The 20,736-nt window shown below is 38.6% G+C and carries 19 protein-coding genes; 8 read left to right on the top strand and 11 right to left on the bottom strand.

Annotation, left to right across the window (positions count from 1 at the left end; translation table 11 throughout):
* Nucleotides 1-5: 5 nt before the first annotated feature.
* Entirely contained in the window at nt 6-758 is a 753-nt protein-coding gene (locus I6E80_RS16240) for a Nif3-like dinuclear metal center hexameric protein (protein ID WP_170070656.1), read from the bottom strand.
* A 150-nt stretch (nt 759-908) separates the two neighbouring features.
* Between I6E80_RS16240 and I6E80_RS16235 the strand changes: the two genes are divergently transcribed.
* On the top strand, nt 909-1,250 hold the full coding sequence (locus tag I6E80_RS16235; RefSeq protein ID WP_002961684.1) for a hypothetical protein: 342 nt from the start codon (nt 909-911) through the stop codon (nt 1,248-1,250).
* A 136-nt stretch (nt 1,251-1,386) separates the two neighbouring features.
* On the opposite strand, the gene I6E80_RS16230 is transcribed toward I6E80_RS16235, so the two are convergent.
* From I6E80_RS16230 to I6E80_RS16210, 5 genes are all read right to left on the bottom strand, one after another.
* Entirely contained in the window at nt 1,387-4,566 is a 3,180-nt protein-coding gene (locus I6E80_RS16230; RefSeq protein ID WP_197185971.1) for an amidohydrolase family protein, read from the bottom strand.
* A 105-nt stretch (nt 4,567-4,671) separates the two neighbouring features.
* Nucleotides 4,672-5,496: a M90 family metallopeptidase gene (locus tag I6E80_RS16225; RefSeq protein ID WP_076924099.1), complete on the bottom strand. Its 825-nt coding sequence runs from the start codon at nt 5,494-5,496 to the stop codon at nt 4,672-4,674.
* A gap of 167 nt (nt 5,497-5,663) precedes the next feature.
* Nucleotides 5,664-6,302 (bottom strand): chloramphenicol acetyltransferase, encoded by a 639-nt coding sequence (locus I6E80_RS16220; RefSeq protein WP_197186029.1) that lies wholly within the window; start codon nt 6,300-6,302, stop codon nt 5,664-5,666.
* A gap of 136 nt (nt 6,303-6,438) precedes the next feature.
* A complete protein-coding gene (locus tag I6E80_RS16215) occupies nt 6,439-7,479 on the bottom strand; it encodes an amino acid dehydrogenase (RefSeq protein WP_197185970.1) in 1,041 nt (346 codons plus the stop codon).
* Between the two features lie 428 nt (nt 7,480-7,907).
* Entirely contained in the window at nt 7,908-9,434 is a 1,527-nt protein-coding gene (locus tag I6E80_RS16210) for a fumarate hydratase (RefSeq protein ID WP_007583843.1), read from the bottom strand.
* A gap of 155 nt (nt 9,435-9,589) precedes the next feature.
* Between I6E80_RS16210 and pabB the strand changes: the two genes are divergently transcribed.
* The 3 genes from pabB to I6E80_RS16195 all read left to right on the top strand — a co-directional run bounded on the left by pabB (nt 9,590) and on the right by I6E80_RS16195 (nt 13,008).
* Complete coding sequence (pabB, locus tag I6E80_RS16205; protein WP_197185969.1) at nt 9,590-10,948, top strand: aminodeoxychorismate synthase component I; 1,359 nt, start codon at nt 9,590-9,592, stop codon at nt 10,946-10,948.
* Nucleotides 10,949-10,954: 6 nt separating this feature from the next.
* Nucleotides 10,955-11,530: a CoA pyrophosphatase gene (locus tag I6E80_RS16200; protein ID WP_170070651.1), complete on the top strand. Its 576-nt coding sequence runs from the start codon at nt 10,955-10,957 to the stop codon at nt 11,528-11,530.
* A gap of 101 nt (nt 11,531-11,631) precedes the next feature.
* The gene (locus I6E80_RS16195; protein ID WP_170070650.1) at nt 11,632-13,008 is read left to right on the top strand and encodes an L-serine ammonia-lyase; all 1,377 of its coding nucleotides are present in this window, start codon (nt 11,632-11,634) and stop codon (nt 13,006-13,008) included.
* 76 nt (nt 13,009-13,084) lie between these two features.
* Here I6E80_RS16195 and cysB read toward each other — a convergent pair whose 3' ends face one another.
* Complete coding sequence (cysB, locus tag I6E80_RS16190) at nt 13,085-14,062, bottom strand: HTH-type transcriptional regulator CysB (RefSeq protein WP_002961670.1); 978 nt, start codon at nt 14,060-14,062, stop codon at nt 13,085-13,087.
* 323 nt (nt 14,063-14,385) lie between these two features.
* Here cysB and I6E80_RS16185 point away from each other — a divergent pair, with 323 nt between their 5' ends.
* Complete coding sequence (locus I6E80_RS16185) at nt 14,386-15,144, top strand: hypothetical protein (protein ID WP_076924091.1); 759 nt, start codon at nt 14,386-14,388, stop codon at nt 15,142-15,144.
* An 84-nt stretch (nt 15,145-15,228) separates the two neighbouring features.
* Here the strand turns inward: I6E80_RS16185 and I6E80_RS16180 are convergent, their stop codons facing one another.
* Complete coding sequence (locus I6E80_RS16180; protein WP_007583709.1) at nt 15,229-16,521, bottom strand: NCS2 family permease; 1,293 nt, start codon at nt 16,519-16,521, stop codon at nt 15,229-15,231.
* Between the two features lie 118 nt (nt 16,522-16,639).
* Between I6E80_RS16180 and I6E80_RS16175 the strand changes: the two genes are divergently transcribed.
* From I6E80_RS16175 to I6E80_RS16165, 3 genes are all read left to right on the top strand, one after another.
* Nucleotides 16,640-17,104 (top strand): tetratricopeptide repeat protein, encoded by a 465-nt coding sequence (locus I6E80_RS16175; protein WP_007583707.1) that lies wholly within the window; start codon nt 16,640-16,642, stop codon nt 17,102-17,104.
* A 297-nt stretch (nt 17,105-17,401) separates the two neighbouring features.
* Nucleotides 17,402-17,836 carry a SulA-like leucine-rich domain-containing protein gene (locus I6E80_RS16170; RefSeq protein WP_197185968.1) on the top strand — a complete coding sequence of 145 codons (435 nt, stop codon included), beginning with the start codon at nt 17,402-17,404 and terminating at the stop codon, nt 17,834-17,836.
* 38 nt (nt 17,837-17,874) lie between these two features.
* A complete protein-coding gene (locus tag I6E80_RS16165) occupies nt 17,875-18,354 on the top strand; it encodes a YchJ family protein (protein WP_197185967.1) in 480 nt (159 codons plus the stop codon).
* Nucleotides 18,355-18,428: 74 nt separating this feature from the next.
* On the opposite strand, the gene I6E80_RS16160 is transcribed toward I6E80_RS16165, so the two are convergent.
* The 3 genes from I6E80_RS16160 to I6E80_RS16150 all read right to left on the bottom strand — a co-directional run bounded on the left by I6E80_RS16160 (nt 18,429) and on the right by I6E80_RS16150 (nt 20,548).
* On the bottom strand, nt 18,429-19,346 hold the full coding sequence (locus I6E80_RS16160) for a diguanylate cyclase (protein ID WP_197185966.1): 918 nt from the start codon (nt 19,344-19,346) through the stop codon (nt 18,429-18,431).
* 192 nt (nt 19,347-19,538) lie between these two features.
* Complete coding sequence (locus tag I6E80_RS16155) at nt 19,539-19,841, bottom strand: DUF6172 family protein (RefSeq protein ID WP_002961433.1); 303 nt, start codon at nt 19,839-19,841, stop codon at nt 19,539-19,541.
* A gap of 179 nt (nt 19,842-20,020) precedes the next feature.
* Nucleotides 20,021-20,548, bottom strand: a complete 528-nt coding sequence (locus I6E80_RS16150; protein ID WP_076924088.1) for a VC2046/SO_2500 family protein — start codon at nt 20,546-20,548, stop codon at nt 20,021-20,023.
* Nucleotides 20,549-20,736: the final 188 nt, after the last annotated feature.

Genomic DNA, 20,736 nt, shown 5'->3' with positions numbered 1-20,736 from the left:
CCTAGTTAAACTGGGTTATCTATATCTATAAATGTCACATCAAAACCATGCTCTTGAGCAAGTAACTCACCCAGAGCTTTTACACCATAGCGCTCTGTTGCATGATGCCCTGCAGCAAAAAAATCAATGTTTTGCTCACGAGAACTATGAATTGTTTGCTCCGATGCCTCACCCGTTAAATATGCATCAATGCCTTGCTCTGCTGCTAAGTCAATATATCCTTGCCCACCACCAGTACACAGTGCAATGGTTTCTATTTTAGCTGAGCGTACTAAGCTTGTGAGCGGGGTTCGATTAAGCACTTTTGCAATTTTATCTGCAAAATCTTCACCACTTAATGGTGTTTTTAAACGCCCTTTCATTGCTACGCTATTTGAAGTTGGCTCTAGCCCTGTTTCAATTTCAATATCCAATAACTTTGCAAGTTGCGCGTTATTGCCAACTGCTGGATGAATATCGAGTGGTAAGTGATAGCCGAATAAATTAATATCGTTTGCTAGTAGCGCGCCTATGCGATGCTTTTTCATACCCGTTATTGGTTGAGATTCCCCTTTCCAAAAAAAACCATGATGAACCAAAATAGCATCTGCTTGTTGCTCAATGGCAGCTTCTATTAAAGCTTGACTTGCGGTTACACCCGTCACAATTTTTTTAATTTCGTTTTTACCTTCGACCTGTAAGCCATTTGGGCAAAAATCTTTTATTAAATGAGGTTTCAAAATGTCATTTAGGAGTTGGTTAAATTCTCTACGTTGCATATAACTTACCTTACTTAGCACTGAATTTTGTGCAAATTTTGGCGTTTATAGCCCTAAAATGGAAGGAAAATCGCAAAAAATTGAAAAACTGTTTTAAAATAGGTATAAATACCTCTTCTTTATCTGTGTTCACAACGTATAGGGTCTCTGATGAGCAAACTAGACAAAACAGAAGTGTTATCTGCCTTTGAAGCAGCGTACGAAACTGCCAATGGTAAAAAACCTGAAATCACAACTAAACCTGGTTGGTACAGCATTGATGGCGGTAAAAATTTACGCCTAGCTGACGTAGCAGAGCTTACTAAAAAATTAAACTCTGGTAAAACAACTAAAACGAAAAAACCAAAAGCAGCTGCGCCGGTTAAAGCACAGAAAAAAGCGCCATTCACTGTTGTTACCGAAAACGAAGAAGGTTACACAGCGGAAGAACTTTGGATTGTAATTTTAGCTCGTAAAGATCATGACTGTCGCTTACCGCGCGGTGTTGTTTAATCAACATTTATGATTTTTAAAAGAAACCGCGTTAAGCGGTTTTTTTATGGGTGTTATTTACTAAAAAATAAAGCTTATAAGTTGAGTAAGACTAAAAAAAGCGGCTATGTAGCCGCTTTCAAAAGATCTAAATAAATTATAACTTTTCGAAGTAAAGTGGTTGGCGTTCTTTTTTACCCACTTCATTCATCGTTTCTGCATTGAATAATCGACCATTAATCATGGTGTAATCTACTTTATCCGAATCTCGAATATTTTTAAGCGGATCGCCATCTATAACCATTAAATCAGCCAGTTTGCCCACTTCAAGCGAGCCTACGTTTTTATCAAGCCCTAAATACTTAGCCGGATCGAGTGTTGAAGCACGTATTGCCTCAAGCGGCGTCATTCCGCCTTGTGCAAACATCCACATCTCCCAGTGTGCACCTAAGCCTTCACGCTGACCGTGAGCACCTAAGTTAACTAAAACACCTAGGTCTTGCAGCTCAGCTGCAACGCGTGCGTTATTAAAGTGATTATAGTGATGATCGGGCGCTTTAATGCGGCGCATAGAGCGTGGTAATAATTGGTTTTTAGGCACAAACTTACTTAAACGCGGATGATTCCACACATCAGTTTTATCGTACCAGTAATTTTCACCCCAAATACCACCATAAGCCACTACAAGCGTTGGTGTATAACCAACATCACTTTGCGACCATAACTGCTTTATATCGTCGTATATGTTCTCTACAGGGATTGAATGCTCAATACCTGTGTGTCCATCTACAATCATACTTAAGTTATGTTGTAATAATGAGCCACCTTCAGGGACGACCATCATTTCAAGCATCCGGCCTGCCTCAATAACTTGTTGGCGCTGCTCACGACGAGGTTGGTTGTACGACTTAACACTAAATGCACCTACTTTTTTAAGGCGCTCTAAATGAAATTTAGCATCGTCTAACGAGTCAATATGCGACGTATAACCTGGCATATTTGCGCCATATAAAATAGTACCCGTTGAGAAAATACGCGGGCCAACAATCATGCCTGCCTTTTGCATTTCGCTTGCTGTAAATATTTCAGAGGTATCGTTTGATGGGTCGTGAATTGTAGTTACACCTAGCGCTAAACCTGCAAAGTTTTTCCAGTTTTGCTCAGGTATAATTTCGTTACTTGCTTGCGAGCCATGTGCATGAGCATCAACAATACCAGGCATAATTGTTTTGCCTGTTACATCAATAACCTCAGCACCTTTAGGGATGCTTATATCACTGGCTGTACCAATTGCTTTAATATGCTTGCCATCAGTAATAATGACACCATTTTCAATAACCTTTTCGCCGTCCATAGTAATAATTTTTGCACCAGTAAGCGCAATCATACCTTTAGGCTCAGCCATTTTTTTACTGAAACCAATATTATCGCCACTTTTTACTTTAAGGTCGGCATCTTCGGCTTTGTTAATAGCAAACATCCCATCAAGGCTTGCATGATAAAGTTCAGGCCCTAATGTCCAATAAAGCGTGTTGCTCTTAGCGCTCCAACTAATGTTTTCACCAGCACGTACCGATAACTGCTCTATTGGAAATTGGCTGTCTTTAGGCCCAATATTAATTGTTTTACCACTTTGTACAAACGGCGTTACAAATACTTTAAATCGCTCAGCAAAAGCTAGGTATTTGCCATCTGGCGATACTCTAAATTCTGTAGCATGCTCTGACTCATATAGTTTGCGAACTTTTTTACTTTCAAGTTCAACCACACTTAGCGTTGGTTTTGGCCAAGGACTCATTATAAAAACGCGATCGTTTGCATCTCCAAATTGTGGTTGATAACCACTTTTTGAAATAAGCTCACTTTTACCGCCTTTTGCGCTTACACTATAAACCCCCGGATTAAGTGACCACTTAGGGTTTAAAATACTCCCCCCCGTGGCTTTACGATAAACAACCGTTTTCCCATCTGGACTAAACGTAGGCTCTACATACTTACCTGGCTCTTTAGTAATTGTATCGCCGCGACCACTGCGCGCAGAAACCACTCTTACAGACCCTTGTTTGTTATCATCCCATGTGGTGTAAACTATTTTTTTTCCATCGCGGGAATACTGCGGAAATAATTCGTAATGATCAGTTTGTTTTGTTAAACGCTTAATTTTACCTGACTCTAAATCGCGTTTATAAATGTGTCCTAGCGCTTCAAAAATTGCCGTTTCGCCATCTGGGCTTACTTGCACATTACGCAGCATTTTTACGTCAAACTCATCAGTATCTAAGTTTTGTGTAAAGCGCACTGCTTTTTGAATTTTTTTACTTGTTTGCACTTTAAAAGGAATGGTTTTAACGGATTTTTCTGCAACATCTAGCTTGTGAATTGTACCACCAGCCCAAAATACTAACTCTTCGTTATCGGGTGTCCATGCAATAGTTGGGTATACACCATGAATAGCCCATGTTTCTTGCATATCTCGCTCAAGCTTATCGTAAAGTTTAGTGTGCTCACCGCTAGTTAAGTCATATAAATAGAGGCTTGTTTGAAAATCATCACGCTTTATATAAGCAAGCTTTTTACCATCTGGTGAGGGTGTAGGCCTAATTGCGCCGCCCATCGTATCGATTATGGTTTCAATTTCACCTGTTTCACGGTCGTAGCGCTTAATTTTATAAATGCCCGCTACAGAATCCTTTGAATAATGAAAGGTTTTACCCGGTGTTGCATCATGCGAAAAGTATACATAACGACCATCCGGTGAAAACATTGGCTCACCTAAATCTTTTTGATCGTTCTCGCGTTTTGTAAGCTGCACGCCCTTGCCACCGGCTTTATGGTACAACCACACTTCACCCGCACCCAATGAGCGGCTAGCTGTAAAGTGTTTACGTGCAACTAAGTAGTCGCCATCAGGACTCCATGCAGGGCTATTTAGTAATCTAAAGGTTTCGTCAGTAACAGCGTGTTGGTTCTCGCCATTTAAGTCCATTATCCAAATGTTATCGCCACCCCCTTGATCGGAAGTAAACGCAATACTTTTGCCGTTAGGACTAAAGCGTGGTTGCATTTGCCATGCAATATCAGAGGTGAGCTTTGTAGCTTCACCGCCACTCATTGGCATAGTATAAATATCGCCAAGTAAGTCAAACACCACGGTTTTACCATCTGGGCTAATATCTATATTCATCCATGTGCCCTGCTCAACGCTAATTGCAGCGTCAACAAATTGTCCTTTAGGTGAATCTACTTGCCATTTTTGTTCGTCTTTTTCAGCGGCATTTACCTGCCCTATCGCTAATGACACCGACAGCGCCAATACTGTATGAAGCATTTTTTTCATGCGTTTCTCGCTTGTTATTGTTGCAGTAAAAACTATTTCACATGATTGCAACAAAAACAAACGCAACTTGCCAGCGTTATATGATAAAGCGCGGTTTATGTAGGTTTAATGCCAAACAATAGGGTCAAATTGATAGTAATTCACCAACATGCTATAAATTTCAGGATCGTATCGGCGAAGCTCTGCAGGCTTTTCGAGAAAGGTTTCGGTGAGTACAGCAAAAAACTCAGCTTCGTTAGTCGCACCATAGCTGTGAATAACATGCGGCATGCTATAAGCAACATGACTTTTTAACTGGGTGAAAGCGCGGCTAAATACTCGGCCCCACTCTTTGTAATCTGCTGAGCTTTTTAAAATGGGTGTGCCTGTGGTTTTACCTGTTTCTTGATCGAGTTGATGCGCAAACTCATGAAATACCAGGTTATGTCCATCACTTGGTAAACGATTCCCCTCAAGCACGTCATGCCAACTAAGTACAAGCGTGCCGCCTGGCCAAGACTCACCTAACCTTACCGTATTATGGTAACTCACAAGTCCTGCACTATCGCGAGTTGATTGCGGAGCGTAATAAGCACTTGGGTATAATAAAATTTCTTTTACATTTCTATATAACGGCCACGGTTTATTAAGCACTAATACACACGCATCGGCGGCAACAATTAGCTTCATTGCAGACGTTAACCTTAAGCCATCACAACCGACAAAGCGTTTTTCGTTTAAAAACCACGTAATATGTCGCTCTAATTTATCTCTGTCAGCGTCGGTCATTTTTTTATAGATAGGCATGCAACGCAGTAAAATATCTTTTTGCTGCGAATTTAAAGCAAAGTCTTTATATTTACTGCGCCATAATCTATTTTGAATTGATGGCCAGCGCCAGAAAATCACCACAAAAAGAATTAAAACAACAATTAACAGTCCATTTATCATGGGGATTTCCTGAGCTAAGGTATGGTATATAAATATGTCCGGCACACGTGTATTTCAAGCATATGAGGTTTGTATTTAAATATAAAGTAATTCGAATTGTATGACCTATAAACTACTTATAAATTACTTACTGCTTTGCACTACCGTTAAAATGGTGACTTTTATGATTAAACTTTGCAAAAGGTGTCAAATGTATTCTGCAATGTGTTTATAAACTTTGCTACGTGCAAACCATCCATTAATGAATGGTGTACATCAATAGCTAAAGGCATTGTGCCGGTGTGTTTATCAAACTGACCAAATACAAATTTAGGAATACCTAAACTCTCACCTTCACTAAATGCATGCGAAAACGCACTAAAATTCAGCCACGGCAAAACAGAAATATGAATTAAGTCTGCCTGCCCTTCCGTTTGGGCAAACGCATCAGAAAATAACGGCTGTAATTTCGCTTTTGTGCTTACATCACTTGCATGTTCTGCAAACTCTTTAAACTCGCCCGTGCTATTAAAATAACTAAAAACAAATGTATCGTTTTCAGCAAGCTCCACCACGCTTGCGCGAACACTGTTAAGTAGCCATGGCTTACTGTCTATAATACGTAGCATTATTGAGTCGTACTCATGGCACGCTTTTAAGGTGCAATATACATACGCTTGAAAAAAAGAATATTGATTGGTTTTACAATAGTCGTACAGTGCTTGAGCATCTAAACGCACACACACGTTAAAATAAGGCTGAGAAAAGTTTTTAAATAATTCAAAGTGTTGCTTTCTAGGCCAATTATCTAAATCGATAGGCTGAATGAGAGAAGTTGAGGGAGTCATAATTTGCCGCACAAAATTAAAAATAAAGTGTACCGCTGTTCAATAATAATTGCATTAACTTACAGATAAACAAAAGGTGTGCAATTGCACACCTTTATATAAATTCAGACTTAGATTACAGACCGTTTTTAATGATCTCTTGCGCTAATTCATCAGCAATTAAATGCGTTGATTTTTGCTCTTTTTCGCTACGGGAAAAAATTTCAGTTAACGTATTAAAAATACCTTCAACATGTTTATTAGACGCTGCTGCACTGTAACCTTCTGGCGCTGTTTCGTAATAAACATTAATAATACCACCGGCGTTAATTACGTAATCAGGTGCATATAAAATGCCTTTTTCACGAATAACTTCACCATGGCGAGACTCTGCCAGCTGATTATTGGCACAGCCTGCAATAATAGTCGCTTTTAAACGCGGTATTGTTAAATCGTTAACCGTTGCACCTAATGCACAGGGTGCATAAACATCAACATCTAAGTCGTAAATTTCATCAATACCAACTGCAGTTGCACCAAAATCATTAACCACACGGTCAATTGCAGCTTGGTTAATATCAGTTACAAACAGTTCAGCGCCTGCATCATGTAAATGTTTACATAAACCATAAGCAACAGCACCTAAACCTTGAACGGCTACTTTAACGCCTGCAAAATCTTGATGGCCACGTTGATGTTGTAACGCGGCTTTAATTCCTAAAAAAGTACCGTATGCAGTGAATGGCGATGGGTTACCACTTTTACCTTCAAGACCCAGTACATAATTAGTTTCTTTATTCATAATAGCTACATCAGCACATGTGATGTTTACATCTTCTGCTGAGTAATAACTGCCATTTAATCGCTCTAATTGGCGACCAAATGCACGAAATAACTGCTCAGATTTAATTTCTTTTGCATTACCAATAATGACAGATTTACCGCCACCAAATGGTAAGCGCGCAACTGCATTTTTATAAGTCATGCCCTTTGATAAACGTAGCACGTCATAAACGGCATCTTCGTCGTTCGCATAATCCCACATTCTACATCCGCCAACTGCAGGACCTAGGTTAGTATTATGTACAGCAATAATTGCTTTTAAACCCGACTCTTCATCAGAACAAAAAACCACTTGTTCATGGTTATCAAATTCAACTCGATTAAACACAGCCACTTAAAATACTCCGAAATAGTTAACCCATGAGAGGGTATGCGCGCTGGAAATTGCCGAGACTTTATCACTTCATATTCGAGTTCGCTATACTCGCAGAAGATAAAACCAATGAAAACATCGAGCTTAAATTAAATAACCAAATTAAAACTATTGTATAGATAAAAAATTCACAAAATCGTTATTTGTAAGTTTTAAAAACTATAAACATAAGAACCACACCAATTTACGTTTACGTGAACGTAATACCACTATTGCGTGTAAAGTTTAATATACAGGTGCGACTTGGCCGCCACGTACTGCTGCCTATAGGTTTTCAGTAAAAGGTGAGCTTTTTCGTTAACTGGTCAGAGCTGTAAACTTACTAATAACTCTATTTAAAAAAACAAAAAAGCGAGCACTAGGCTCGCTTTTTAAAAACATAACGTACGTTATTTTAGCTTGCTATCAAGCTCTTCAATTTTAGCTTTCCAGATTGCAGGGCCTTGTGTATGCGCATTGGCGCCTTCACTGTCTACTGCAACGGTCACTGGCATATCTTCTACTTCAAATTCATAAATAGCTTCCATACCTAAATCTTCAAAAGCAACTACGCGTGCTTTTTTGATCGCTTTAGATACTAAGTAAGCTGCGCCGCCTACTGCCATTAAATAAACAGATTTATGCTCTTTAATCGATTCAACTGTTGCAGGGCCACGTTCAGCTTTACCAATCATGCCTACAATGCCTGTTTTTTCTAGCATCATATCGGTGAATTTATCCATGCGAGTAGCTGTTGTAGGGCCTGCAGGACCTACTGCTTCATCACGTACCGCATCAACAGGACCAACGTAATAAATAAATTTATTATCAAAGTCTACGCCTTTTGGTAAACCTTCACCTGAATTGATCATATCTTGCAAACGTTTATGCGCTGCATCACGGCCTGTTAAAATAGTGCCCGAAAGTAAAACGGTTTCACCCATTTTCCATTCTTGAACATCTTTTTTGGTCAGTGTATTTAAGTCAACACGACGTGTGCCTTCGCCAACTTCAAATGTTACTTGTGGCCAATCTTCTAGTTTAGGCGCTTTTAAATTCGCAGGGCCAGAGCCATCAAGCGTAAAATGTACATGGCGAGTTGCCGCACAATTTGGGATCATTACTACAGGCTTTGAAGCCGCATGCGTTGGTGCTGTTTTAATTTTAACGTCAACAACCGTTGTTAAACCGCCTAAGCCTTGTGCACCAATGCCTAATTTATTAGCACGGTCAAAAATTTCTAAACGCAGTTTTTCTTCTGTTGTCTCTGCGCCGCGCTCCATTAGTTCATGGATATCAACCGGATCCATTAACGACTCTTTAGCCATTACTGCTGCTTTTTCAGCCGTACCACCAATACCTATACCCAGCATGCCTGGCGGACACCAACCAGCACCCATTGTTGGTAGTGTTTTTTCTACCCACTCAGCAACGTCATCTGACGGGTTTAACATAACCATTTTACTTTTGTTTTCAGAGCCGCCGCCTTTAGCCGCAACCATTACTTCTACTTTTCCACCCGCTACTAAATCAATATGCACAACCGAAGGCGTATTATCTTTAGTGTTTTTACGCGTGCCAGCAGGGTCTGCAACAATAGATGCACGTAAAGGGTTATCTGGATTCAAATATGCACGACGAGTACCTTCATCAACCATTTGTTGAACGGTTAAATCTGTTTTATCCCACTTAACATCCATACCTACTTTAACAAAACAGGTAATAATACCGGTGTCTTGGCAAAGTGGACGCTTGCCTTCAGCCGACATGCGTGAGTTAATTAAAATTTGTGCAATGGCGTCTTTAGCCGCTTTACTTTGTTCTTTGTTATAAGCTTTTTCAAGTGCTTGAACAAAATCAAGTGGGTGATAGAACGAAATATATTGCAATGCATCTTCAATGCTATCAATAAAGTCTTGCTGACAAATTGTACTCATAGTGGTTCCTTAAGTTACCGTTACGCGTTTTCGCGTAATCTAAATCAAACCGGTGACGGTGGTTTGCACTGTTTTTTGCAGCTTAGTGCTGCCAAAAAATTTGACTTATGATACCCTCCCAGCCCGTTTCGAGCCAGTTCTTAAAGGGGCAGTAAATGCTAAACAATAAAAAAAATTGTATTAAATTAGGCATAACACAAAACTGCATTGACGTTTTTGCGCATTTTTCACACTTGCCTTATGCAATTCTATTAGATTCTGCAAATAGTAATCATATAAACAGCCGTTTTGATATTATTGCCATTGAGCCGCAAAGTACCCTTGAAGTAAAAAATAATAAAAGCTTTTTAAATAATATAGAAAGTAGTGATAACTGCTTTGAAATTATGAATAATGAGCTTTCGCATCTTGATAAAACAAAAGCCGGTTACGATTTACCCTTTAACGGCGGCTGGCTTGGCTACTTTGGCTACGACCTAGGCCGTACAATTGAAAACATCCCTACTCGTGCTATCGAAGACATTAATCTTCCCCAAATGGCTATTGGCCTTTACTTAGATGCCCTTATTTACGACAAGCAGCAACAAAGCTGGTTTTATGTATCGCAGCCAAGTACCGATCGATTAGCGCTTTATCAGCAATATTTAAATACACACGTTAACTCCCAAGTTAATACGCAGTCCTTTGCCCTAAACAGCGACTGGCAATCAAATATGAGCGAAACGGAGTACGCTGCAAAATTTTCTCAAATTGAGGAGTATTTAAAAAGTGGCGATTGTTACCAAATTAATTTAGCGCAGCGCTTTAACGCTCAGTTTGAAGGCTCCCCTTGGGCTGCTTATATTAAACTGCGTGAAGCAAATAAAGCACCGTTTTCAAGCTTTATAAATCACCCTCAAGGGGCTATTTTATCAATTTCTCCTGAGCGCTTTATATCTGTAAATAATAACGTTGTAGAAACCAAACCTATTAAAGGCACGCTACCGCGAAAAGCAGATGCACTAGAGGATCAACGCCAAGCGCAAATACTCGCAGCATCAGCTAAAGATCGCGCTGAAAATGTCATGATTGTTGATTTACTACGTAACGACTTAGGCAAAGTAGCAAAACCTGGCAGCGTTCACGTACCTTCCCTTTTTGCTATTGAAAGCTTTCCGGCAGTGCATCATTTAGTAAGCACGGTAACCTCAGAACTTGATGAAGGTAAAACAGCGGTCGATCAGCTAAAAGCGGCTTTTCCGGGTGGCTCAATAACCGGTGCCCCCAAAATTAGAGCTATGGAAATAATTGAAGAATTAGAGCCGCATCGCCGCAGTATTTACTGTGGTTCAATTGGTTATTTAAGTGCCTGTGGCAATATGGATACGAGTATCACTATTCGCACCTTGGTGTGCCACAAAGCGCAAATTTACTGCTGGGCGGGTGGCGGAATAGTCGCTGATTCTAAAGTCGAATTGGAATATCAAGAAACTTACGATAAAGTAAATAAAATCCTCCCTTTATTAAAACAGTAGGTCGCTTTGAATAGTGAACACATTATGGCGCGGTTTCTGTTAAGCCCTACAGCTGCGCCAAATCAGTTAAAAGACACACGTAAAAAGCGCGCTAGCGCTGTTATGCTGCCAATTATTGATATAGATAACCATGCACATATTTTACTGTGTAAACGCCCTACTTATTTACACCATCACCCTGGGGAGATTTGTTTGCCCGGAGGCAAGTTTGAAGTAAGCGACATTACCCTTCGCACCACAGCACTTCGCGAACTAAAAGAAGAGCTAAATATTGCCCAAAGCAACGTTAATGTATTAGGTCACTTACCTGAGTATTCAACCTTAACGGGTTTTAGTATTAGCCCCTATGTGGGTTTACTCAAAAAAGACACCACCTGGGAAAATGACTATAATGAAGTACAAGCGAGCTTTTTGCTCTCTGTCACTGAGTTAAATAACGAAGCTAACTGGCAACCCTTACCTTTTCAACGTTCTGGGAAAACGGTTATTTTGCAAGGTTTTAAAACGCCACATGGTTTACTTTGGGGTGCGACTGCAAGCATTATAAAAAACTTTACAAAACAACTCGCCTTACCAGTTTAAATCTTCGTTATTAGTAGTTACACAATCACAATTCCACGTTATCATGCTCGACCGTTCAAAGAGCAGCTTCGTGCTGATAAAACAAAGTAGAGACACACATTATGATCAGTGCATTTGATATGTTTAGCATTGGTATTGGCCCTTCGTCATCACACACCGTTGGCCCAATGCGCGCATCACGCTTATTTGTTAATGACCTACAAGAACAACAATTATTAGCAAATGTTACCGATATTAAAGTAGAGCTTTATGGCTCTTTGGGTCAAACAGGTGTTGGCCATGGCTCGGGTAAAGCCGTAATTCTTGGTTTAGCCGGTTATGACCCTGAAACAATTGATGCCGATTTAGTAGACGATATTTTAGCAACTATCGAAAAAGATCAGGTTATTTATTTAAACCAAACACACAAAGCTAAGTTTCCAAAACAAGGTGCTATTGTTTTTCATCGTCGCAAAACGCTGCCTAAGCATTCTAATGCAATGGAAATTATTGCCTCAAACAACGGCGAAAAAGTTTACAGCAAAGTATATTACTCTATCGGCGGTGGCTTTATTGTTACTGACGAAGAGTTTGAAAACGAAAAACAGGCGGCACTCGATATAAGAGAAGAAAACCCAGCCCCCTTTCCATTTGGTAGCGCAAAAGAGCTGCTAGAGATGTGTAAAGAGTCTGGATTTAGTGTTTCAAGCTTGATGATGAAAAACGAAAAAACACTGCGCACAGAAGATGAAGTAAAAGACACACTGTTCCATATTTGGAAAGTAATGATGGCTTGTATTGACCGTGGTATGCGCACCGAAGGTATTTTACCTGGCGGCTTAAAAGTAAAACGCCGGGCACCTAGCTTATACTTAAAACTAAATATAGAAGTAAGTAACGACCCTCTTCGTGCAATGGATTGGGTTGATTTATTTGCCCTTGCAGTTAACGAAGAAAATGCTGCTGGTGGCCGTGTAGTTACCGCACCAACTAATGGTGCTGCGGGTATTTTACCAGCTGTGCTTATGTACTATCACACATTTGTAAAAGAAGTAGACCGCGATATAGCCACGCGTTATTTATTAACGGCTGCTGCTATTGGTATTTTATATAAAAAGAATGCCTCTATATCGGGTGCCGAAGTAGGTTGCCAAGGTGAAGTTGGCGTTGCGTGCTCTATGGCTGCAGGCGCATTAACAGAAATTGTTGGTGGTAACGTTGTACAAGTAGAAAACGCTGCAGAAATTGGTATGGAGCATAATTTAGGCCTAACGTGCGACCCTGTTGGTGGCTTGGTGCAAGTGCCGTGTATTGAACGTAATGCAATGGGCGCAATTAAAGCAATTAATGCCTCACGTTTAGCTATTCGTGGCAGTGGCGAGCAAAAGGTATCACTTGATAAAGTGATTAAGACCATGCTTGAAACCGGCAACGACATGAAAACTAAATATAAAGAAACCGCTCGCGGTGGATTAGCAGTTAATATTATCGAATGTTAACCAGCTCTTTATAAAAGTAAAAAGCCGTCTATTTAAAAATAGACGGCTTTTTTATTATTCGTTCAATGTAGTGACATTATTTAACGGGTAACTCTATATCTGCAAATAATTTATCTACGTCATCTTGGTTACGTAGTAAACTTGCTCTCTCTACGCGCTCTTTAGTTAAGTGCGGTGCAAAACGTTCGATAAAATCATACATGTAAGTACGTAAAAAGCTGCCCTTTCTAAAACCAATTTTGGTCGTGCTAGCCTCAAATAAGTGGCTTGCATCAATACACACTAAATCAGTGTCGCTCACTTGATCTATCGCCATTGACGCAACAACACCTACTCCTAGCCCTAAACGTACATATGTTTTTATAACGTCAGCATCGGTTGCAGTAAATACAATGTGTGGTTCAAGCCCGTGTGCGCTAAACGCTTTATCTAACTCTGAGCGCCCCGTAAAACCAAATACATAGGTAATAAGTGGATACTGAGCAATGTCAGCCACAGTTAAACTGTTTGCTTTTTTAGCCAACGGATGATCTTTAGCAACAACAATACTGCGGTTCCAATGATAACAAGGCAACATCACTAAATCTGAATACAAATGCAGTGCTTCTGTTGCAATAGCAAAATCGGCATCACCACGTGCTGCAGCATCAGATATTTGTTGTGGTGTACCTTGGTGCATATGAAGCGATACCGCAGGGTATTTTTTCATAAAGCCTTGAATAACATTAGGCAAAGCATAGCGAGCTTGGGTATGTGTAGTTGCAATGTTTAACTTACCTTGGTCAGGCAACGTATGTTCATTAGCAACAGCTTTAATACCTTCTACTTTAGAGAGTATTTCGCGAGAAATATTAATAATATCTTCGCCAGCACCCGTTACATGCGTTAAATGCTTACCGCTGCGACCAAAAATTTGCACACCTAACTCATCTTCTAACATGCGTACTTGTTTAGAAATTCCTGGCTGCGAGGTAAATAAACTCTCAGCCGTCGCTGAAACATTTAATTTATGATTTTGTACTTCTACGATGTATCTGAGTTGTTGTAATTTCATGGCTGCAAATTTTAACGTTATTATTCATATTATTTATAAAGGCAATACTAGTTAAAACCAAGTGTTATTTACATAAAATGACACATATAGGCTTTACGTATGCAATTATCTGATTAGAACTCAAGGCTAGCATAATAAATATGCTTGAGGTAGCGATGATTATTCAGCTTCAGTTTATAAGTCCTTAGGCTTACTACAGTTTGTAAAGGGCTTAACCTATAAATTTTTGGTATATATTTTAAGTTAATCAGCGTAAAGCTACCCTGTTAACGTATATTTAATGTAAGATTAAAAAATTAGGTTATACATCCGAGAATTACGCCATGATCGTTTCTATTATAATAGTGCTTATAGTTGCATTGATTGTGATTGCACTTTGGGTAAGTGCTGTACAGCAACATAAAGAAAAACAAGAGGCTGAACGCCGTAAAGAGCTTACAAAACAAAAAGCTATAATAGAAGAAACAGAAGAAGCGCTAATGAATAGTGCTAATATTCCCCTTTCTGAAAATTTAATTCGTACGTTACAACGCCGTATTTACGAAGCTTTAAATACAATGGTTACTAACTCGCAAACATCTAAAGCACTTAAAGGCCGCTTAAGTGAAGCGAAAACGCACTTATCTAATCCAGTTCAAGATAACAGCAGTGAAGCATTAACGTTACCCAGCAATGACAAACAGCTTGTAGGCCTAATTCAAGGCATTAAAAAATTACGCTCAATTTTACGTTCTGAACACAGTAAAGGTCGTATTGACAGCCAAGTTTTTGTTTTAGAAGATAAGCGTCTCGAAAAACTACAACTGCGTATTAATATTGAAAGCCAAATAAAACGAGGCTTGTCTGCCCGCTCAGCAAGTATGGTTGGTTCTGCAAGACAGTATTTTGAAAAAGCACAGGCAACACTCAGTGCAGTTACCTACTCTGATGAATATGTAACAACAAAACGCCAAGAAGTTGAAGGTTACTTAGAAGCGATTAGTGTTGAACTAAGAGCCTCTAATGCAAGCGCACTTAAAAAGAAAACAGAAGAAGAGCAAGACGACTTAGACATACTGTTTGCTCCTAAAAAGAAATGGTAGCGTTTATATACTAAAAAATAAGCATTAAAAAAGCCTGCATAAATTAAAATTTATGCAGGCTTTTTTTGTATTTTTTGTTAACTATTAAGACAAAAATGCAAACTTGAAAACAAACAAGGCTGTTAATATCCAAACACTAATACTGACTTGATCTTGCTTACCGCACAATACTTTAACCGCTGTATAAGATATAAAACCAAGTGCAATACCATGCGCAATCGAAAACGTTAGTGGTGTCATTAGTAATACCACAGTAACAGGAATTGCATCGGTCATATCATCCCAGTTTACAAACTTTAAGTTTTGCAGCATCAGCACAGCAACATATAAAATGGCGCCCGCCGTTGCATATGCCGGTACCATTTGTGCAAGCGGTGCAAAAAACATCATTAGTAAAAAGCAAATACCTACAACTACAGCCGTTAAGCCAGTACGTCCGCCAACAGATACACCAGCAACCGATTCTATGTACGATGTAGTCGTAGAGGTGCCTAGCATCGCACCTGCAATTGTTGCTGAGCTGTCAGCACTTAGTGCGCGCCCTAAACGAGGCATGTTACCTTTTTCATCAGCTAAACCTGCTTTTTGAGTTACAGCAACTAACGTACCCGAAGTATCAAAAAGATCGACAAACAAGAAAGCAAAAATAACACTCATCATTGATATATCAAAAGCGGCTGCAAAATCTAGCTGCATAAAAGTAGGCATTATTGATGGTGGCATAGCCATAACGCCGTGATATTCAACAAGCCCAAAACTTAGAGCAATGCCAGTCACTAATAAAATACTAATAAGCACGCCACTTTTAAAGTCGCGGTATAAAAGTGCTGCAATTACAAAAAAGCTTAATATAGCCAATAACGGTCCTGGAGAAGTAATATCGCCCAACTGCACTAATGTTGCCGGGCTTGAGACAATAATGCCTGCATTTTTAAGGGCAATTAATGCTAAAAAAGCACCTATTCCCGTTGCGATTGCTCGCTTGAGCACCAGAGGTATGGCATTAATAATCCACTCTCTGACTTTAAATAAGCTTAAAAACAAAAATATACAACCCGACATAAATACAGCCCCTAACGCGGCTTGCCAGGTATAGCCCATCCCTAATACGACACCATAAGTAAAAAAGGCATTTAGCCCCATACCCGGCGCTAATGCTAATGGATAATTAGCCCATAAACCCATTATGAAACAGCCTATCGCAGCTGCTATACATGTCGCTACAAATGCAGCCCCTTGATCCATCCCTGCCTCTGCGAGCATAGCCGGGTTTACAAATACAATGTATACCATAGTTATAAAGGTAGTTAGGCCAGCAACGCATTCGCGTTTAACTGTTGAATTATTTTCGCTCAGTTTAAATAAGGCTTCGAACATAATAAACTTGTGATAGTAAAAAGTGGCGAGATTTTAACATAAAAATTATCTTTTACAGGACATTTTACCTTGCTATATACTAAACTGTTAAAGTAGTTAAAATAATAAATGAACCAATATGCTTAAAACAACACCTTGTGAGCAAGACTTAGAGCAACAGCTAGATAATATTTTAGGTTTTGTTACTCAACCCGAAAATACCTCTGTGCCCGTTGATAATAAAAAAGATGAGCAAAGTACGTTAAATAAAGCCCTATATTATTTAAAAAATAATCAAGCTCCATTGGCTGCAAAATGGATGCGCCTTGCTGCAATGGCAGGAAACCATAGAGCACAGTTTTATTTAGGTTTATTTTTTGTGAAAGGTGAAGGCGTACCACAAAGTGTATTTCATGCTGTAGCTTGGTTAAGCCTAGCAAGTAGCCAAGGGTACGCACCTGCCACTGCAGCAGTTACAGATATACGCAAACATATCGAAACTAAGCGATTTAAAGATGCTCAATGTTACGCAGCAAGTTTGTACGAACAAATCCACCAACTTCAGTTTTCTCATATGATCCCTCGCACGAGTGAAAACACATAGGCTAACTATGGAAAAAGTACTGTATACAGTGTTTTAAAGTACTGTATATGGTTGTAGTAATAGTCTTATACAGTATAAAAGCCAGTAATGAAGACACGACTAAAAAATTTATTTTTAGAATCCCCTTTCAAAAACAACTCCATAACAAGCTGATTAATAAAGAATTATAAATTAAAAAATAAAAACAATGATCAAAAGCTGAATAACTGTACAAATAAATAGCATAAAATGCTTGCACGAAAGCACTGTATAAACTACTGTATATGAATACTGTATAAAAACCCAGTGAGTGAAATTATGTTACAGCCTATTACCGTAAGAACAGTTAAAAGTTACCAACAAGATGAGCAAAGCGATTGCGTGAATTTGATTCAAATTGAAGATGAGATTTCAGCGACCTTTGAGCTTTTAAAAGTATTACACCAATACAATAGCTCTAATGCATGGACATTATTAATTGCTCCAGATCATGTACCGAGCAAAGCTTTACTTGACTCATGCTCTATTGATACAAGTAAATTACTTGTTATTAGACAAAAGCACTTAGTAAATCTAGAGTATGTATTAAATTCTGCATTGCATAACGGAAACTTTGCAGCGGTAATTACTTGGACCGATATAGTTAATAACCAATTACTTATGAATCTATCGTTCGATTTAAGTAAAACGAATACAAAACTATACTGTTTTACTAAAAAGTCTCAAACAACAGAGATATCACTCGCCCAATAAGCTTGTTAAACTAATGTTTTAAACTTTTTATTATTATTATGACTTCACTCAATACCACATTATGTTTTTGCAGCAATGGGCACAATTATGCCGATTGCTGCGAGCCACTTCACTTATCTGTTAAGCAAGCTAACTCTCCTGAACAACTTATGCGCTCAAGATTCAGCGCTTATGTAATTAAAAATGCAGAATATGTTTATCAAACCTACGCAAAAGAAAAACAAGCTGAAAATCCGGTTAAAGAAATCAATGATTTTGCTAACAGCTGTCGATTTATAAATCTTGATGTAATTGGATCAAGCCATGATGACAATACTGGCAATGTAGAATTTAAAGCCCAGTATTTTTATCAAAACTTATTTTGTGAGCTTCACGAAAAGTCGCAGTTTATTAAAGAAGATTCCAAGTGGCGTTATTTAGATGGCACTATATACCCAGTTGAAGATATTAAAGTGGGCAGAAATGATGACTGCCCATGTGGTAGCAATAAAAAGTACAAAAAATGTCATAGCGTGTAATAAATAATCTTATTTAATATTTATTACCTACAAGGTGTTTTTAAGTGGCAGAGTGATTTATTAGCTAGCTAAACTTAAAAACACACTTGATTACGACCTTGCATTTTAGACTCATACATTTTTTCATCTGCGATCTGCAACGTGTTTTTGTTATTTACATATGGTTGTAGGGTTGCACCGCCAATACTAATAGTCACAAAGTCATATTCTGAATATCTGTGTAATATTCCTAAATCGACCACATTTTGTTTAATTTTATCAGCAACACAAATTGCACCATCAATGCTTGTATGCGGTAGGACAACTACAAACTCTTCGCCGCCGTAACGCGCAACAAAGTCGGTTGGTCTTTGCAAACTATTAGTAATAGTTTGTGCAACAAGGTTTAAAACCGTATCACCTTGCACATGACCATAAAGATCGTTGTATTGCTTAAAGTAATCTATATCGATGAGTAAGAGCGCATAGTCGACTTTTTCTCGCAAAGCGCTTCGTTCCATTTTAGAAAAATGCGCATCAAAATAACGACGATTGAATACCTTTGTTAAATCATCTAGAAATACTTTTTGATTGAGTAGGTCATGTTGCAGTTTCATCGTAATATGGGCGCGCACCCTTCTATATAAAGTTTCCGAGTTAGTTGGTTTCTTTATAAAATCTACAGCCCCGGCCTCCCAGCACTCTTCTTCTTGATTTTCAGATGAGGTAACAAAAATAACAGGAATATCTTGTGTTTCAGATATGTTTTTTAATTTCAGACATGTTTCAATACCACTCATTCCTTCCATATTAATATCGAGTAGTATTATATCTGGCGGATTATGTTTACAAATTTCAATCGCATCCTCACCACAGCTCGTTGTTGTTACACTAAAATGCTCTGATAATATTTTTTTCAATACTATGAGGCTCAATAGCTGATCGTCAACGACAAGTACCTTAGAGTTCTTTAAGCTTAATTTTAATTGATGGTCAGAGTAATTTATCGGCATGGTACAACTGTTTTGTTTTTTTTATTAAACACACCCTATATCACTACATTTTGTTATGCAAATGTTAATAAAGTAAAGCTCTACTTATTAGTTACTAATAAAATGATTTATGGTGAATCTTTAATACATAAAAACAAAAAATGAGCCACTTGGGCTCATTTTAAAACTTCGAACACTTAATTAAATTAAATGTTATTCGTCATCATCTAAATCTAACTGTTGACGTTGAGCAGGTCGAGCTAAAATCTCTACATAGAAAGAGGTCAAACCTTGCTTTTCAATTTCGCCAATTTGGTTACTTAATTCAGCTACGTGCACAACTTGCGCATCTTCAGCTGTGTTACCAAACTTACAGTCAAATGCCCAATAGTCAGCATCTTCAGGTAGCGTTTTATTACGCTCTCTTTTCAAATATTTTTTCACTTCGTGCTTTGCAGCATCAACCATACGAGGGTATTTGATTTTCTCGTGATTTAGCGTGAATGTTTTCTTCATTACGTTCCTAATTACCTTGGTTTAATGATAATGGCATTTCATGTCATACCATTTGATGCCATTATAGCAATTGCATTTAATTTTTGGATGCTTTTTTTTCATTAAATCAATTATTAGCAAATATATAAAGCAGACCCGTTATAAAGCATATATTAACTGATGATTATTACAATCATATATCACACAGCAATAAGGTGAAGTGGTTGATGTAATGAATCATTATTGAGGCTGTCGTAAAAAGCAGCCGCATCTATAGGGGGGTTAGCTAGTTGTGTTTGCTCGCTTTTAATTCTTCTTCTGACAGCAAGCTCACAGTTATCTATTATATTAAGTGGAATATGCTTATCATCATTTCTAATCGCAAGTGGTTCAGGGCTTAAGCATTGTCTTAGCTTAATACTTGTCATACCACAGCGCTCTCCTTCTTGGGATATTAATGAAGCATTAAATTGTCCAACCAACATATTATATTCATCAGGGGCTAAAAGTTGCTTTGGACCTGCGCCAAATTGCTTTCTTAACGCCTCTTCTTCTATAACTAAATTATCTATTTCAGTTTTTGGTAAATGAAATTGACTAAAGTCGAGTGCGTCATGTGACAGCATCGCTAATAATAGTGCAAATTCGCCACGGCGATTTTCATGCACACTATTATTGAGTCTACTGTTTAACTGACTCTCTGTGATTAACAAATCATCTATTTGCATAGTCTTTAGCCGATTGTGGTAACTGATAGATATTTATCGGCTTTATTTCAATTTTCTTTAGCTTTTTTCTTTACTTAAATACGTAATTTGCTATTATCAGCGCCGTTGCATTGGAGGGGTTCCCGAGCGGCCAAAGGGATCAGACTGTAAATCTGACGGCTCAGCCTTCGCTGGTTCGAATCCAGCTC

Source organism: Pseudoalteromonas sp. NSLLW218 (assembly GCF_015864775.1).
In the GTDB taxonomy this organism is placed as follows: Bacteria; Pseudomonadota; Gammaproteobacteria; order Enterobacterales; family Alteromonadaceae; genus Pseudoalteromonas.
This window is presented reverse-complemented; position numbering and strand designations above follow the sequence as displayed.